At 70.0% G+C, this 14,336-nt stretch carries 10 protein-coding genes; 8 read left to right on the top strand and 2 right to left on the bottom strand.

Going from position 1 to position 14,336, the window contains the following annotated elements; all coding sequences use genetic code 11:
- Window positions 1-300: 300 nt before the first annotated feature.
- The 8 genes from CFB49_RS29550 to CFB49_RS29515 all read left to right on the top strand — a co-directional run bounded on the left by CFB49_RS29550 (window position 301) and on the right by CFB49_RS29515 (window position 10,579).
- Window positions 301-1,692 carry an undecaprenyl-phosphate glucose phosphotransferase gene (locus CFB49_RS29550; RefSeq protein WP_089493158.1) on the top strand — a complete coding sequence of 464 codons (1,392 nt, stop codon included), beginning with the start codon at window positions 301-303 and terminating at the stop codon, window positions 1,690-1,692.
- Between the two features lie 131 nt (window positions 1,693-1,823).
- A complete protein-coding gene (locus CFB49_RS29545; RefSeq protein ID WP_089493097.1) occupies window positions 1,824-3,080 on the top strand; it encodes a polysaccharide biosynthesis/export family protein in 1,257 nt (418 codons plus the stop codon).
- Window positions 3,080-3,586 (top strand): low molecular weight protein-tyrosine-phosphatase, encoded by a 507-nt coding sequence (locus CFB49_RS29540; RefSeq protein WP_089493157.1) that lies wholly within the window; start codon window positions 3,080-3,082, stop codon window positions 3,584-3,586. Before CFB49_RS29545 ends, CFB49_RS29540 begins: the two co-directional genes overlap by 1 nt.
- Window positions 3,583-5,856 carry a polysaccharide biosynthesis tyrosine autokinase gene (locus tag CFB49_RS29535; RefSeq protein ID WP_089493096.1) on the top strand — a complete coding sequence of 758 codons (2,274 nt, stop codon included), beginning with the start codon at window positions 3,583-3,585 and terminating at the stop codon, window positions 5,854-5,856. Before CFB49_RS29540 ends, CFB49_RS29535 begins: the two co-directional genes overlap by 4 nt.
- Window positions 5,853-7,085 carry a glycosyltransferase family 4 protein gene (locus tag CFB49_RS29530; RefSeq protein WP_089493095.1) on the top strand — a complete coding sequence of 411 codons (1,233 nt, stop codon included), beginning with the start codon at window positions 5,853-5,855 and terminating at the stop codon, window positions 7,083-7,085. The genes CFB49_RS29535 and CFB49_RS29530 overlap by 4 nt, the downstream gene beginning before the upstream one ends.
- Window positions 7,085-8,248, top strand: coding sequence for a polysaccharide pyruvyl transferase family protein (locus tag CFB49_RS29525; RefSeq protein ID WP_069617584.1), 1,164 nt, complete (start codon window positions 7,085-7,087; stop codon window positions 8,246-8,248). Before CFB49_RS29530 ends, CFB49_RS29525 begins: the two co-directional genes overlap by 1 nt.
- Window positions 8,245-9,540 carry a lipopolysaccharide biosynthesis protein gene (locus CFB49_RS29520; RefSeq protein WP_089493094.1) on the top strand — a complete coding sequence of 432 codons (1,296 nt, stop codon included), beginning with the start codon at window positions 8,245-8,247 and terminating at the stop codon, window positions 9,538-9,540. The genes CFB49_RS29525 and CFB49_RS29520 overlap by 4 nt, the downstream gene beginning before the upstream one ends.
- Window positions 9,530-10,579: a hypothetical protein gene (locus CFB49_RS29515; RefSeq protein WP_089493093.1), complete on the top strand. Its 1,050-nt coding sequence runs from the start codon at window positions 9,530-9,532 to the stop codon at window positions 10,577-10,579. The genes CFB49_RS29520 and CFB49_RS29515 overlap by 11 nt, the downstream gene beginning before the upstream one ends.
- Window positions 10,580-10,586: 7 nt before the next feature.
- On the opposite strand, the gene CFB49_RS29510 is transcribed toward CFB49_RS29515, so the two are convergent.
- Window positions 10,587-11,582, bottom strand: coding sequence for a beta-xylosidase (locus CFB49_RS29510; protein WP_089493156.1), 996 nt, complete (start codon window positions 11,580-11,582; stop codon window positions 10,587-10,589).
- Window positions 11,583-11,972: 390 nt separating this feature from the next.
- The gene (leuA, locus tag CFB49_RS29505; protein ID WP_179234971.1) at window positions 11,973-13,682 is read right to left on the bottom strand and encodes a 2-isopropylmalate synthase; all 1,710 of its coding nucleotides are present in this window, start codon (window positions 13,680-13,682) and stop codon (window positions 11,973-11,975) included.
- Between the last annotated feature and the right edge of the window lie 654 nt (window positions 13,683-14,336).

Raw genomic sequence — 14,336 nt, 5'->3', positions numbered from 1 at the left:
CCGCCATCGCCATCGCCACAGCGTTCCGACAGCGTGTGCCAATCGCCTGTCCACAGGCGGTTTGACAATCCCTGACGTCATCGGGAGCGAGTCCTAGCCCGTTGAGGCGCAGTCCGATCGAAGTGCCCTTGCGGACCGCCCGCAGTCCGATGGTCTCGCCCCGTCATCGCTCCTAGACTCGCCGTACTGCCCGAACGCATCGTGCAACACGCCGGGCAGCAGACCGCTCTGCGGAGCGTTGCACGAACGCGGACGCACCGCCATTCCGGACGGTGCGCAACGGCAAGGATGGCGGATGAAATGAACAAGAAGCACAGGCCGCGCGGCGAGATCGTCGTCTGCATGGTCGATGTCGCGGCGATCGTCGCGATCGCGGTACTCACGCACCAGGGTTCGCTGTGGAATCTCGACGCGCTTGCGATCGAATGGCTGCTGATCGGCGTGAGCGCGCTGCTCGCGGCGTTCCTGCTGCGCCTGGCGGGCATCGGTCTCGATGGGCGGCCGCGCCCAGCGACGCGCTATGCGGTCCGCACGCTCGCGCTGTGGCTCGTCGTGCAGGGTTTCGTGTTCCTGAAGATGATCGCGCTGACCACCGCGACCGTGATGATGCTGACGTGGTTCTTCGACTGGACGATCGAGGTCGGGATCGTGCTGGTCGTGTTCCGGATCGCACTGAGCATCGCGCGCCGGCGCAGCCTGCGCGTGCCGGCGACGCCCGCCCGCATCGCGGTCGTCGGCAGCGGTGAGCGCCTCGCGCGAATCGTCGCGTCGCTCGACGCGGCCGGCAGTACGCGCTACCGGCTCGTCAGCGCGTATTGCACGGGCGGCCGCGAATTGACGCTCGCCGGCGACGCGCTCGTCACGACCGATCTCGCATCGTTTGCCGCATGCGCGCGCCGCCAGCGCGCGGACGAAGTGTGGATCGCGCTGCCGCTCGCGGAAGACGCCGCGATCACGCGCGTGATCGACGAATTCCGCAGCGATTTCGTCGAACTGCGCCTGATGCCCGACGTGAGCCAGCACGCGCTGTTCGGCAGCCAGGTCGACGAAATCCTCGGCGAACCGGCGATCTCGCTCGCCGCGCCGCCGCTGTCGCGCGGTGCGCTGTGGGTGAAGGCGGTATTCGATCGCGCATTCGCGACTGCCGTGCTGATCGTGTTGATGCCGCTGCTGCTCGCGATCGCCGCGGCGATCAAGCTGAGCTCGCCGGGCCCGGTGATGTTTACGCAGAAGCGACGCGGCGGCGACGGCCGCACGTTCGACATCTACAAGTTCCGCACGATGCGCGTGCATGCCGCGCAACCGGGCAAGGTCGAGCAGGCGACCCGCAACGACCCTCGCGTGACGAAGGTCGGTGCGTTCCTGCGCCGCACGAGCCTCGACGAACTGCCGCAGTTCATCAACGTGCTGTTCGGCGACATGTCGGTGGTCGGTCCGCGCCCGCATGCGGTGGAACACGACGCGCAGTACCGCACGCTCGTCGACGGCTACATCCATCGCTACCGGATCAAGCCGGGCATCACCGGCTGGGCGCAGGTCAACGGGCTGCGCGGCGCGACCGAACAGCTCGAAAGCATGCAGTCGCGCGTCGAGTACGACCTGTACTACCTGCGCAACTGGTCGTTCGCGCTCGACCTGCGAATCATCGGCGCGACGGTGCTGAAAGGGATCGTGCATCCCAACGCGTACTGAACGGCGCATGCCGTTCGCCGCAGCGGCATCGCCGCCGCGGCTGCTTCGATTGACCCGGCGGCCCCTGCTTCGGCAGACCCGCTCCCGCGCCGCCGCCGTCTCCCGACGCGCGGCGCAACTGGAAGGAACTCATGACACCCTCGATCGCATCGGCGGCCGCGCGCCGCCACGGTGCGCTCGCGCTCGTCCTGACGGCCTGCGTAGCGCTGTCCGGATGCGCGTTCGCGCCCGGCATGAAGATGAACACGTCGTATCTCGGCTGGCTCGCCGACACGCCGGACGACGGCGCGCCCGCGTCGGCCGCGGCCGACTCGCGCGGGGCCGAAGCACGCGCCGCGGCCGCGTCGACCACGGCCGGCACGCCGGTTCGTGCGCAGCCCGCGGGCGGGGATGCCGTCGCCACGCCGCCGATCGTCGACATCGATCCGTCGCTGATCGCGCGCCAGCGCGCGGCCCGCGATGCGGCCGCGGCGTCGTTCGACACGCCGGCCGCATCGCGCGCGTCGTCGGCCTACCGGATCGGGCCGGGCGACGTGCTGCAGATCACCGTGTGGGATCACCCGGAACTCGCGGCAGCCCAAGGCGGCGCACAGCAGACGCCGCCGCGGGCGGCCGACCCGGTTGCCGGCTTCGTCGTCGACGATCGCGGCAACCTGACGTTCCCGTATGCCGGCGTGCTGAAGGTCGCCGGGCTGACCGCCGCCGACGCGCAGGCGCGCGTGAAGCAGGCGCTCGGCAAGCTCTACCGCGACCCGCAGGTCACGCTGCGCATCGCGTCATTCCGTTCGCAGCAGGTGTACGTCGACGGCGAAGTCCATACGCCGGGCGCGCTGCCCGTCAACGATGTGCCGATGACGCTCGCCGACGCGATCGCGCGCGCCGGCGGCTTCACGCCCGGCGCCGATCAGAGCGACGTGACGATCGTGCGCGACGGCACGCCCGTGCGCATCGACCTGGCGCGCCTGATCGAACGCCACCGCGACCCGTCGCGCATCGTGCTGCGCGGCGGCGACCTGCTGCGCGTCGGTGCGCGAGACAGCAACGGCGTGTACGTGATGGGCGAGGTGAACCGCCCGATGCTCGCGCTGCCGAAGCGCGACGGCCGCCTGACGTTGAGCGACGCGCTGCTGCAAGCCGGCAGCATCAATTCCAATACCGCCGATGCCGCGCAGATGTTCGTGATCCGCGGCGCACAGGGCCGCACGCCGACGGTGTTCCATCTCGACGCGCGCTCGCCCGTCGCGATGGTGCTCGCGAACCAGTTCGAGCTGGAGCCGAAGGACATCGTCTACGTCGACGGCAACGGGCTCGTCCGCATCAGCCGCGTGCTGAGCCTGTTGCTGCCCAGCGTGAACACGGGCGTCGCCGCCGGGATCGCCACGAAATGATGCCGAACCCGCCCCCGTTCCTGCTCGTCGTCTGCGAAGGCAACGTGTGCCGCAGCCCGCTCGCGGCCGCCCTGCTCGCGGCGAAGCTGCCGCACGCGCGGACCGGCTCGGCCGGCCTCGCGCCGCCGAACGGCCGGCCGGCCGACCCGCTGGCCCGCGACATGGCCGCCGCGCGCGGGCTGAGCCTCGACGCGCACATGGCCCGGCCGGTGACGGCCGCGCTGTGCGCGCAGGCCGACCTGATCTTCGTGATGGACGGCAAGCAGCGCCGCGTGCTCGAAGCGCGTCACCCGTTCCTGCGCGGCCGCGTGTTCCGTCTCGGCGAATACGCGCGAATAGCCGACGGTGCGCCGCTCGGCCTCGACGTCCCCGATCCCTATCGCGGCACGCGCGACGATTTCGTGCGCTGCGCGGCGCTGATCGATCTCGCGGTCGGCAGCTGGCTGCCGCGGCTCGCCGCGCGCTGGCCGCACGTCACCGCCTCTTTCTCCGAATCCCAGCCATGACGAGTTCCGCTTCTCCCGAACGCGAGATCGACCTGATCCGCGTGCTCGACGTCCTGCGCCAGGCACGCTGGACGATCGCGTCGATCACGGCGGCCTGCGTCGCCGCCGGCGCGCTGTATGCGTTCGTCGCGCCGCCGACCTACCAGGCCGACCTGATGATCCAGACCGACGATGCGACCGACGCCGCATCGAAGAACCTGCTCGGCGACGCCGCGTCGTTCTTCAACGTCGCGTCGCCTGCGTCGGCCGAGGCGCAGATCCTGTCGTCGCGGCTCGTCGTCACGCGCGCGGTGGAAGACCTGCGCGCCTATATCGTCGCGACGCCCGCACGCGTGCCGGTGATCGGCGCGTTCGTCGCGCGCTTCAACGACGGCGCGGTGAAGCCCGGCCTGTTCGGCTTCGGCGGCTATGCATGGGGGCAGGAGCGGATCGACGTCGTGCGCTTCGACGTCCCGACGCGTGCGGAAGGCGACACGTTCCAGGTCGTGCGGCTCGACGCCACGCGTTACCGGCTCACCGGCGCGGACATGAAGGCCGATGCGGTCGGCACGATCGGCCGCGCGGAAACCTTCGACACGCGCCACGGCCCGCTGCACATCGACATCACCGGCTTCGACGCGCTGCCCGGCACGCGCTTCGCGCTGGTGCGTCAATCGCGCGCGGAAACGATCGACACGCTGCGCAATGCGCTCGACGTCCAGGAGAAGGTGAAGCAATCGGGCGTGCTCGTCGCATCGCTGCGCGGCCACGATCCCGTCGACATCAGCGCGACGCTCAACGCGATCGCCAACCGTTACGTCGAACAGAACATCGCGCGCCGCACGGCCGAGGCTGCGCAATCGCTCGCGTTCCTGAACGAGCAGCTGCCGATCGTGAAAGGTCAGCTCGAGCGCGCGGAAACGCGTTACGCGACCCTGCGCAGCCGCACCGGCTCGGTCGATCTCGAGGAAGAAGGCAAGGTCGTCCTGCAGCAGGGCGCCGACCTGCAGACGCGCGTGCTCGAACTGCAGCAGAAGCACGACGAACTGTCGCGCCGCTTCCTGCCGACGCACCCCGACATGGCCGCGCTCGACGCGCAGCTCGCGACGTTGAAGCGCCAGCAGGGCGCGCTCGACGCGCGCATCGCGCGGCTGCCCGCGCAGCAAAGCGAGGAAGTGCGCGCCCGGCTGGACGTGAAGGTGAACGCGGACCTGTACACCGCGCTGCTGAACAACACCCAGCAGCTCGAACTCGTGCAGGCCGGCAGGACGGCGAGCGTGCGCGTAGTCGATGCGGCCGTCGCGCCGGCCGATCCGGTGCGGCCGAACCGGCCGGTCGTGATCGCCGCCGCCGCGCTCGCCGGCCTCGCGCTCGGGCTGATCGCCGCGTTCGCGCGCGAATTCCTGTACGGCGGCCTGACCGCCGTCGACGAGATCGAACGCCACACGTCGCTGCCGGTGCGTGCGGTGCTGCCTGCGGCCGCCCGCCAGCGCAAGCTGATGCGTGCGATCGAGCAACACGACGCGGGCCGGCATGTGCTCGCCTACGACGATCCGTACGAGCCGGCGATCGAAGGGCTGCGCAGCCTGCAAACCGCGCTGCATTTCGCGCTCGCCGATTGCGCGCATCCGCTCGTGCTGGTCACGGGTCCCGCACCCGGCACCGGCAAGTCGTTCGTGTCGGTCAACCTCGCGGCGGTGCACGCGGCGAGCGGCCGGCGCGTGCTGCTGATCGACGGTGATCTGCGCAAGGGCTACCTGCACCAGTACTTCGGACACGCACGCGGCGCGGGCTTCGCGGCATTGCTCGGCGGCCATGCGAGCGCCGACGAGGTCATCCAGCGCAACGTCGCGCCGAATCTCGATCTCCTGCCGACCGGCGAACTGCCGCCCGCGCCGACCGCGCTGCTGCAGCAGGCCGGCCTCGGCGCGCTGCTTGCGTCGCTGCGCGCGCGCTACGACCTCGTCATCGTCGATTCCGCTCCCCTGCTCGCCGCCACCGACTCGACCTGGCTCGGCGCCCATGCCGACGCGACGCTGCTCGTCGCACGCGCGGGCTCGACGCGGGCCGGCGAACTCGTCGAAGCCGCGAAACGCCTGCCGCATCGGCCCGACGCACAGCCCGGCGTCGTGCTGAACGGCCTCGATCCGCGCGCGGGCGCATCGGCCTTCGGCTCGAAATACGGCGGCTATCGCTACGAAGCCTACCGCTACACGTGCGACACGCAGCGCTGTACGCACCTCGCCCGCCTACGCGCGGCACTTCAACGTCTGCTGCGGAGGTCCGCATGAGCGACATCGCATTCGCGCCTTCACTCGACGATCGCGTGACCCTTCAACCCGATACGAACCCGCCGGCGCCCCCGGCGCCCCCGGCGACCGCCGCGCCGCCGCTGCGCATCGCGCTCGTCGTCGAAGCGGCCGGCGGCGGCGTCGCCGTCCACCTGACCGACCTGATCGCCGGGCTGCACGCACGCGGACACGCGGAAATCCACCTGATCGCGCCGCGCGGCGAACGCTTCGACGACGCGATGCTGGCCGGCGCGGCCGCGCAGTGCAAGACGTTCCACCGGCTGCCGCTGCAGCGCGCGGTCGGGGCCCACGACCTGCGCGGCGTACTTGCGCTGCGCCGGCTGTTGCGCCGGATCGGGCCCGACATCGTGCACAGCCACAGTTCGAAAGCCGGCGCGCTCGCGCGCCTGTGCCGCGGGCCATGGCAGCAGGTCTATACGCCGCATGCGGTCTATACGCTGAACCCGACGCTGTCGCCCGCGAAGCGCGCGTTCTACGGCGGCATCGAGCGCGTGCTCGGCAACGCGTGCTCGGACGCGGTGATCGCCGTGTCGCAGGACGAAGCCGATCACCTGCATGCGCTCGGCATCGCGCGCGGCCGCATCCGGCTCGTCGAGAACGGCGTCACGCCGCCGACGCTGCTCGCGCGCCAGGCGGCACGGATCGCGCTCGGGTTGGCCGATCGCCCGTTCGTCGTCGGGTTCGTCGGGCGATTCGATCATCAGAAGGGCGTCGACCGCCTCGTGCGGATCGCGCGCGTACTGGACGAACGCTTCGGCGACCGCGTGCAGGTCGTCGCGATCGGCTCCGGCGATTTCGACCGGGCCGCGGGCGACGAAGCGCACGACCTGCCGGCGAACCTGCGCGTCGCGGGCCGCGTCGACGCGGCGCGCCGCTACTTCTCCGCGTTCGACCTGCTCGCGTTGCCGAGCCGCTACGAAGGTTTTCCGTACGTATGCCTCGAAGCCGTCGCCGCACAGGTGCCGATCGTGGCCACGCAGGTGTCGGGCGCGACCGAGCTGATCGCCGAACATCGCGTCGGGCTGACGGTATCGAACAGCGACGACCCGACCGCGTTCGCGTCGATGGTCGGCCGCCTCGTCGAGCACCCGGCCGCGCACCGGCTGATGCGCGATCAGTGCGCCCGCGCCTACCCCCATTTTTCGGCGGAGGCAATGGTCGATCGCACGCTCGCCGTCTATCGCGACCTGCTCCGGGAGAACGCATGATGAGCCGCCCCGTTCACGTGGCCCTGCTGCACGCGTACAGCGCACGCAACGCCGGCGACGGGTTGCTCGTCGAACTGTCGGTCGCGTTGCTGCGCGGCGCGTTCGGCACGGACACCCGCGTGTCCGTCGTCGCGGCCGATCCCGCATCGTTCCCCGGTCATCCGGACGTGCGGCCCGCGCCCGTGCTCGCTGCCGGCGGCGCCGGGCGGCTGATCGGCGCGGCGATGGCCGCGCTGCCCGTCGGCGCCAATCCGGCACTGGCCGACCTGCGCGGCCTGCTGAAGCAGGTCGACCTGATCGTCGGCGTCGGCGGCGGCTACCTGCGCGCGCGCAACAGCGTCGAGGCGCTCAAGCTCGAAGCCGGGCATCTCATGCAGATGCGTGCGGCTCGTGCGGCGCGCAAGCCTGCCGTCTACCTGCCGCAGAGCATCGGCCCGGCCGCCGGCAATGCGATGCTCGCCGCCCACCTGACGTCGCTGCTTGCGGGCTTCCACACCGTGTTCGTACGCGATGACCGCTCGATGGCGCTGCTCGCCGCCAACCCGAACACGCGGCGAGCGCCCGATCTCGCGGTGCTCGAATTCGGCCGGCGTGCGGCCGGTCAGCGCGAGCACGCGCATGTGCCGCCGGCCCGCCCCGACCATATCGCGCTGGTGCTGCGCCGCCCGCCCGCGTGGAGCGCCGCGCAATGCGCGCGTTACCACGCGCAGACGGAAGCGCTGATCGAACGGCTCGGCGCGTTCTGTCGCATCACGTTCGCCGTGCAAAGCACCGGGCGCGGCAACGACGACGCCGCGTACTATCGCGAACGCGGCTTCGACGACACGCGCACGCTGAAGGACGTACTGGCCCGCGACACGCCCGACGCGGTCGTCTCCGTGCGCCTGCACGGCGCGCTCGAGTCGATCCTGCACGGCGTGCCGGCCTACCACCTGAGCTACGAGCGCAAGGGGTTCGGCGCGTATGCCGATCTCGGCGTCGGCCACTGGGTCGCGAACGCCGCCGATTTCGATGCGAATGCGGTATGCGACACGCTGTTCGCGCCCGATGCGCTGCGCCGCTTCTGGGCGCAGACCGACACCGGCATCGTGCGGCTCGGCCGCGAGCGTGACCGGATCGTCACCGCGCTGAGGGCCGCGCTCTACGACGGAGCCGCACGATGAAGGCCGCCTCGTCGCGCCTCGCGCTGCGGATCGCCGCGCTCGGGCTGAAGTTCGTGCTGACGATCGTCGCCGCGCGCATGCTCGGCTTCGATGCGGTCGCCGTCTATGGTGTCGCGCTGGCGGTATCGGTCGTCGGATCGAAGGTGCTCGGGCTCGGCTTCAGCACCGAAATCAACCGCCGGCTCGCCGGCCCCGATCCGCGCGACGCGATCCGGGCCTGCATGCGGCTGTCGGTACTGTATGCGGGCGTCTATGCCGTGCTGTGCGGCGCGGCCGCGCTGCCAGTCGGCGCGTTCTTCGGGCTGCCGCGGGCAGGCGCGCTGGCCGACGTGCCGCTCGCGCTGGTGATGCTCGTCGCATGCGCCGAACATGCGGCGCTCGAGGTCAATACATGGCTGTTCTCGCTGCATCGCGTCCGCGCGGCGTCGTGGCTGCTGTTCGTGCGGACCGGCGCGTGGGCCGGCGTCGCGGTCGCCGCACTCGCGGCGCGCGTGGTCGAGTCGATCGACGGCGTGTTCGCGATCTGGCTCGCCGGCGACGTGCTCGTCGTCGCGCTCGGCGGGCTGCTGATATCGGGTGCGGCTAGCCGGCTGCCCGCGATGCCCGCGCTGTCGGCCACGCGCTTGCCGCTCGCGACGGTCTGGCGCAGCGGCGCGCCGTTCTTCGTCGCGTTGCTGCTGCTGTCGGTGCTGCAGTATCTCGAACGTTTCGTCGCGTCCGCGATGCTCGACGCGAGCGAGCTCGGCCGCTACGTGTTCGTATGGTCGATCGCGAACGCGATTCAGACGATCGCGTCGGCCACCGTCGCGGCGGTCGCCGCGCCGCGTCTCGTGCGTGCGCTCCACAGTCCGCGAAGCGCACCGCGGGCATTTCGCAGCGAACTCGCGCGGGCGCTGCGCGGGTCGGCGATCCTGACCGGTGCGACCGCGCTCGCGATCGTCACGGTGCATCCGTGGCTGTTCCGGCTCGCGCACGAAGGCGGCGACCTGCCGTCAACCGTCATCCTCGCGATCCTGCTGCTGTCGTTCGTGCTGCGCGCCATCTGCGACGTACTGTGGGCCGCCGCCGTCGCGTTGAGGGCAGGCCGCGTGGTCGCCGGCGTGATGGCCGTTCTGACGCTCGCGTGCGTCCCGATGACGATCGCACTCGTGCATGACGGGCGCGCGATCGGCGCGGCCGTCGCGCATCTCGTCGCGAGCATCGCGGTGGCCGCGTGGCTCGCGTGGATCGTGTCGTCTCGCGCCCCGACGGCGCGCCGCGCCACCCGGCCCGGAGCGGCCGATGCTGCGTAACCTGATCGCGAGCGGTCCGCTGCTGAGCCGCGGCTTGCGCGACACGATCGCCGCGTGTCTCGCGCTGCTGTACGTCGGCGTCTATGCAAATGCGCGCGTGCTGCTGCCGGAATTCATCTTCCGCGACGCGGACAAGATCCAGACGCAGATCGGCGGCGGCTCGACCTACGACGGCTCGTCGTTCGATGCGGTCGGCAAGCTGTACCAGGCGCTCGGCAGCGCCGGCACGGCCGTATTCGTGGTCGCGCTGGGCGTCGCGACGATCTGGATCGCGTTGCGCGCGACACGGCGGCTCGGCGCGCTGGCTGCCCATCTCGCGTTGATTGCGCCGTGCCTGTTCTTCAACCTGTTCGTCGCGAGCAAGGACACGCTCGTCGTCGCGATGTCGATCGTCGTCCTCGCCGCTGCGCGCGTACGCGGCACGGCGGGGGCGATGACGATCGCCGTGCTGCTGTATCTCGGCTACGCGGCGACGATCCGCAGCTACTTCGCGTTGATCGTCGCGATCGCGCTTGCGGCATGGGTGTGGCGCCGGGTATCGACACTGCCGAGGCTGGCCGGGGCGCTGTTGGTCGCGGCCGTGCTGCTCGCGCTGCCAAATGCCGCTTATACGCTGCTTCAGCAGCCGCGCGACCTCGCGGTCGACTATCTCGTGTATGCGTCGCCGTTCGGCGCGCGCACGAGTTTCTACAACCCGTTCCCGCCCGATTCGTTCGTCCATTTCGCGGGCAACTATGCGTATTCGCTCGTGCGGCTCAACCTGCCGGTGCTGTTCTCGTTCGATCCGAAGGGATTCGCGATGCAGGCGCTGGTCGCGCTGTTCCTCGGCGCCGCGTGGCGACGCGCGCCGACGCAGCGCACCGGTGAACGCACGAACGGCCTGCCCTGCAACGGCGAACTGCTCGCGTGCCTGCTGCTCGGCCATGTCGCGGTATCGATGCTGTTCGAGCCGGATCTCGGCAGCTATCTGCGGCACCTGTCCAGCGTCGCATTGTTCGCCGTCGTGCTGTGGACGATCCGTACGCGCGGGCCGGCTTGACGGGCGGCTACGGCTTCGACGCCGTCGCGCGCAGCAACGCGCGGGCCGCATCGAGCGCGGGCTTCGGCGACCGGTCCGCACGCACGAGCCCGTAGCTGCGCTGCGCCGCATCGTTCGCGTTCGCGGTATCGGCCCATTCGTAGATCGACAGCAAAGGCGTGCCGAGCGTCGCGCGCGCGTCGAGCAGCGTGCGCAGACGTCGCGCTTGCCGCTCGTTGCCATCGACGCCCATCGACGCTGCACCGTCTTCGGTCACGAGTGCCGGCAGACCGTAGCGTGCACGGATGCCGTGCGCGGCATCGCGGATCTGCATCGGCGTCATGCCGTACGCGTGGTACGACACGGCGTCGAGACAGGCCGGTGCGGCGGCGTACACGCCGGCCAGCAGACGGTCGGGCACGCTGCCAGGCAGCGGCGGGCGGGCGAATCCGAAGCCGACGACCGGAACGTCCGGCCGGCGCGCGACCAGGCCGCGGCACAGCCCTTCGGCAAACGGCGGAAACGTGTGCACGACATCGCCGGTCGGCCAATAGCGGCCCAGGTCGGGTTCGTTCCAGAGCTCGACCGCCACCAGCGCGTGGCCGTATTGGGCGGCGAGCCGCGTCACCGTGCCGGCGAGGCGGGCACCGGCAGCCGCGAGCGAGGCGCGGTCCGTCTTCGTGTCGCGCTGCCCGTCCGCTCGCCCGAACGGCGCGAGCGTGCGCACGGTCAGCAACACCGGCAGGTGAGTCGAGCGCGCCGCCGCGAATGCGTCGTCGAGCTGGCGGCGATAGTCCGGACGATCGAGACGGTCGGTCCATACGCCGAAGCGGACGAAGTCGAAGCCGGTCTGCCGGATCTGCCGCGCATCGTCGGGCGTAAACGACTGGATCTTCACCTGGACGCCGACACGCGGCCGGCCGTCGAGACTATCCGGCCAGCGTGCGCGGTCGTCGGCATGGGCCGACGGCAGTGCCGCGAAACACAGTGCGGCGGCGAAGAACAGCGTGGAAATCCGGAGCATGGACGAGAGAACGATCGGGAATGCCGGCGGCGCACGACGCGCTGCGGAACGAATGCACGCGCACGGCCGGCGGAAACGGGGCATCGCGGCCGACCGCGCATTGTTGCAGAGCCCCGCGCCCGCCACCATCGGACTGATCCGAGCGCGTTCGTTCCCGTGTCGGCGCGCCGCGCGTGCACGCACCCTGCGCCAGCCGCGCCCCCCTCCGCCACTGCGCCGTGGACGACGTGGGGTGTTCCTGGTGTATCCGTCGCGCGCCGGCATCTCGATGCGAAGACGCGCGCAGCGGTGGATCTCGTGAAGCAGGCGCTGCACTCGGCAGGCGGTGCAGCGACCCTGCCGGCGACGCAGCCGCGCCGAAGCATCCCGACGCGACCGCCCCTGCCGCCGTCACGCCACGGCCTTCACCGCCTGCGCCACGTCGAAGAACGTCGCCTGCACCGCAGCGTCCGCACGCGCATACGCGCGGTTCACGCCGCTGATCACCGCACGAATCGACGCGGTCGTCAGGTTCGCATCGACGCCGACACCGAACGCGCTGCCGCGCACGCCCGTGCCGGCCAGCTCGGCGATCGCGATCGCCTTCGCATCGGCACCCTGCGACAGCGCGCGTTCCTCGTAATGCTGAATTCGCAGCGGCGTGTGCAGCGCGTGCATCAGCGCGTCGAGCGGGCCGTTGCCCTCGCCGCGCAGCACCCGGCGCTCGCCCTGCACGTCGGCGGTCAGCACGATCGATTCGCGGCCGTCGCGCTCGCTCAGCTCGTGGCCGACATAGCGCAGCGGCGTATCGCTTTCGACATATTCCTGCTGGAACAGCGACCAGATCTGCGCGCTCGTCACCTCGTGGCCGCTGTCGTCGGTCAGGCGCTGCACGGCCGCGCTGAAATCGACCTGCATGCGGCGCGGCAGCACGACACCGTAGCCCTGTTCGAGCAGGTACGCGATACCGCCCTTGCCGGACTGGCTGTTCACGCGAATGATCGAATCGTACGTGCGGCCGAGGTCGTTCGGATCGATCGGCAGGTACGGCATTTCCCACACGGCGTCGGGCTTCTGCACGGCAAAGCCCTTCTTGATCGCGTCCTGGTGCGAGCCGGAGAACGCGGTGAACACGAGATCGCCGACATACGGATGGCGCGGGTGGATCGGCAACTGCGTACATTCCTCGGCCGTGCGCGCGACTTCGTTGATCTGCGAGAAATCGAGGCCCGGATCGACGCCCTGCGTGTACAGGTTCAGCGCGAGCGTGACGAGATCGACGTTGCCGGTGCGCTCGCCGTTACCGAACAGGCAGCCCTCGATCCGGTCGGCGCCGGCCATCACCGCGAGTTCGGCCGCCGCGACCGCGGTGCCGCGATCGTTGTGCGGATGCACGGACAGGATCAGCGAATCGCGGCGCGCGAGGTTCCGGTGCATCCATTCGATCTGGTCCGCATAGTAATTCGGCGTGCCGATTTCCACCGTGGCCGGCAGGTTCACGATCGACTTGCGCTCGGGCGTCGGCTGCCACACGTCGAACACCGCGTCGCAAACTTCCTTCGCGAAATCGAGTTCGGTCGCCGTAAACGTTTCCGGGCTGTACTGCAGCGTGAATTGCGTGTCGGTCGCCGCATCGGCGCACCGCTTGATCGTGCGCGCCGCATTCACCGCGAGCTGCTTCACGCCGTCACGATCGAGGCCGAACACGATCTTGCGGAATTCCGGCGCGGTCGCGTTGTACAGGTGCACGATCGCGCGCTTCGCGCCGCGCAGCGATGCGAAGGTGCGCTCGATCAGGTCGTCGCGCGCCTGCGTCAGCACTTCGATCGTCACGTCGTCGGGAATGTGGCCGCCTTCGATCAGCTCGCGGACGAAGTTGAAATCGGTTTCGGACGCGGACGGGAATGCGACTTCGATCTCCTTGAAGCCGATCGCGACCAGCGTCTTGAACATCCGCATCTTGCGCGCGGCGTCCATCGGTTCGAACAGCGCCTGGTTGCCGTCGCGCAGGTCGGTGCTCATCCAGATCGGCGCCTGCGTGATCGTGCGCGACGGCCACGTGCGGTCGGGCAGGTTGACGGGCGTGAACGGTCGGTATTTCGTCGCGGGATTTTTCAGCATCATGATGTCGGTCCTCGGTCTGTTTGTCGGTGAAGCGCGGCGCGGTAGCCATCGGCGTCAGAAGCCGGCTGCGCGCGCAGCGGAAAAAACGGCAAGAAAGCGGCACAACGGCAAAGCGGTACGGCAAACGACAGCCTTGACGGTTGAGCGACCGGGACGGAGCGGAGCGATGACGGAAAAAAGACGAACTCAGGCGCCGGTCGACAACCGGGGCCAGGTCGGTGATGCGGGGAAAATCTGGCGCTTCAGGAAAGAAGCAGATGGAACGCGCGCAGCCGCAGACCCAGCCCGGAGAAACGGGCTAGTAGTCGTAGCGAGAAGAGGAACTGGGCGGCGTGCATGGCCGGCATCAAATCACAGGGTGACCACGGCTGTCAACCGGGTGCGCTTGCATCCCGCTCCATTCCGCGATACGCGCATTCGCGCAGAATCAGTCCCGTCCGATAGGCGGCAGCCTCTCCCGTCGCTATGCTTCACGGGTGCGGCGCCGGTGAGGTCCTATTCATGTTCGGAGTGAGTCGGTCCATCCTCTTCGCCGGTCGCCGCACACCCCTCCCTCGCAATCGGGCTTCGGCGTGGGCGTTCGGCGGTGGCCGGTGGGCGCGGCCACGACAGAGATGTCGATGTTGAAACGAAACGCTGCCATATGCGAAC

Origin of the sequence: Burkholderia sp. AU17457 (assembly GCF_002223255.1) — a bacterium.
GTDB lineage: Bacteria > Pseudomonadota > Gammaproteobacteria > Burkholderiales > Burkholderiaceae > Burkholderia > Burkholderia sola.
This window is presented reverse-complemented; position numbering and strand designations above follow the sequence as displayed.

What these genes read in the sequence shown, in the direction of transcription:
- leuA (WP_179234971.1), bottom strand. Translation starts at nt 13,682, where the DNA reads ATGCTGAAAAATCCCGCGACGAAATACCGACCGTTCACGCCCGTCAAC.
- CFB49_RS29545 (WP_089493097.1), top strand. Translation starts at nt 1,824, where the DNA reads ATGACACCCTCGATCGCATCGGCGGCCGCGCGCCGCCACGGTGCGCTC.
- CFB49_RS29535 (WP_089493096.1), top strand. Translation starts at nt 3,583, where the DNA reads ATGACGAGTTCCGCTTCTCCCGAACGCGAGATCGACCTGATCCGCGTG.
- CFB49_RS29515 (WP_089493093.1), top strand. Translation starts at nt 9,530, where the DNA reads ATGCTGCGTAACCTGATCGCGAGCGGTCCGCTGCTGAGCCGCGGCTTG.
- CFB49_RS29520 (WP_089493094.1), top strand. Translation starts at nt 8,245, where the DNA reads ATGAAGGCCGCCTCGTCGCGCCTCGCGCTGCGGATCGCCGCGCTCGGG.
- CFB49_RS29540 (WP_089493157.1), top strand. Translation starts at nt 3,080, where the DNA reads ATGCCGAACCCGCCCCCGTTCCTGCTCGTCGTCTGCGAAGGCAACGTG.
- CFB49_RS29550 (WP_089493158.1), top strand. Translation starts at nt 301, where the DNA reads ATGAACAAGAAGCACAGGCCGCGCGGCGAGATCGTCGTCTGCATGGTC.
- CFB49_RS29525 (WP_069617584.1), top strand. Translation starts at nt 7,085, where the DNA reads ATGAGCCGCCCCGTTCACGTGGCCCTGCTGCACGCGTACAGCGCACGC.
- CFB49_RS29530 (WP_089493095.1), top strand. Translation starts at nt 5,853, where the DNA reads ATGAGCGACATCGCATTCGCGCCTTCACTCGACGATCGCGTGACCCTT.
- CFB49_RS29510 (WP_089493156.1), bottom strand. Translation starts at nt 11,582, where the DNA reads ATGCTCCGGATTTCCACGCTGTTCTTCGCCGCCGCACTGTGTTTCGCG.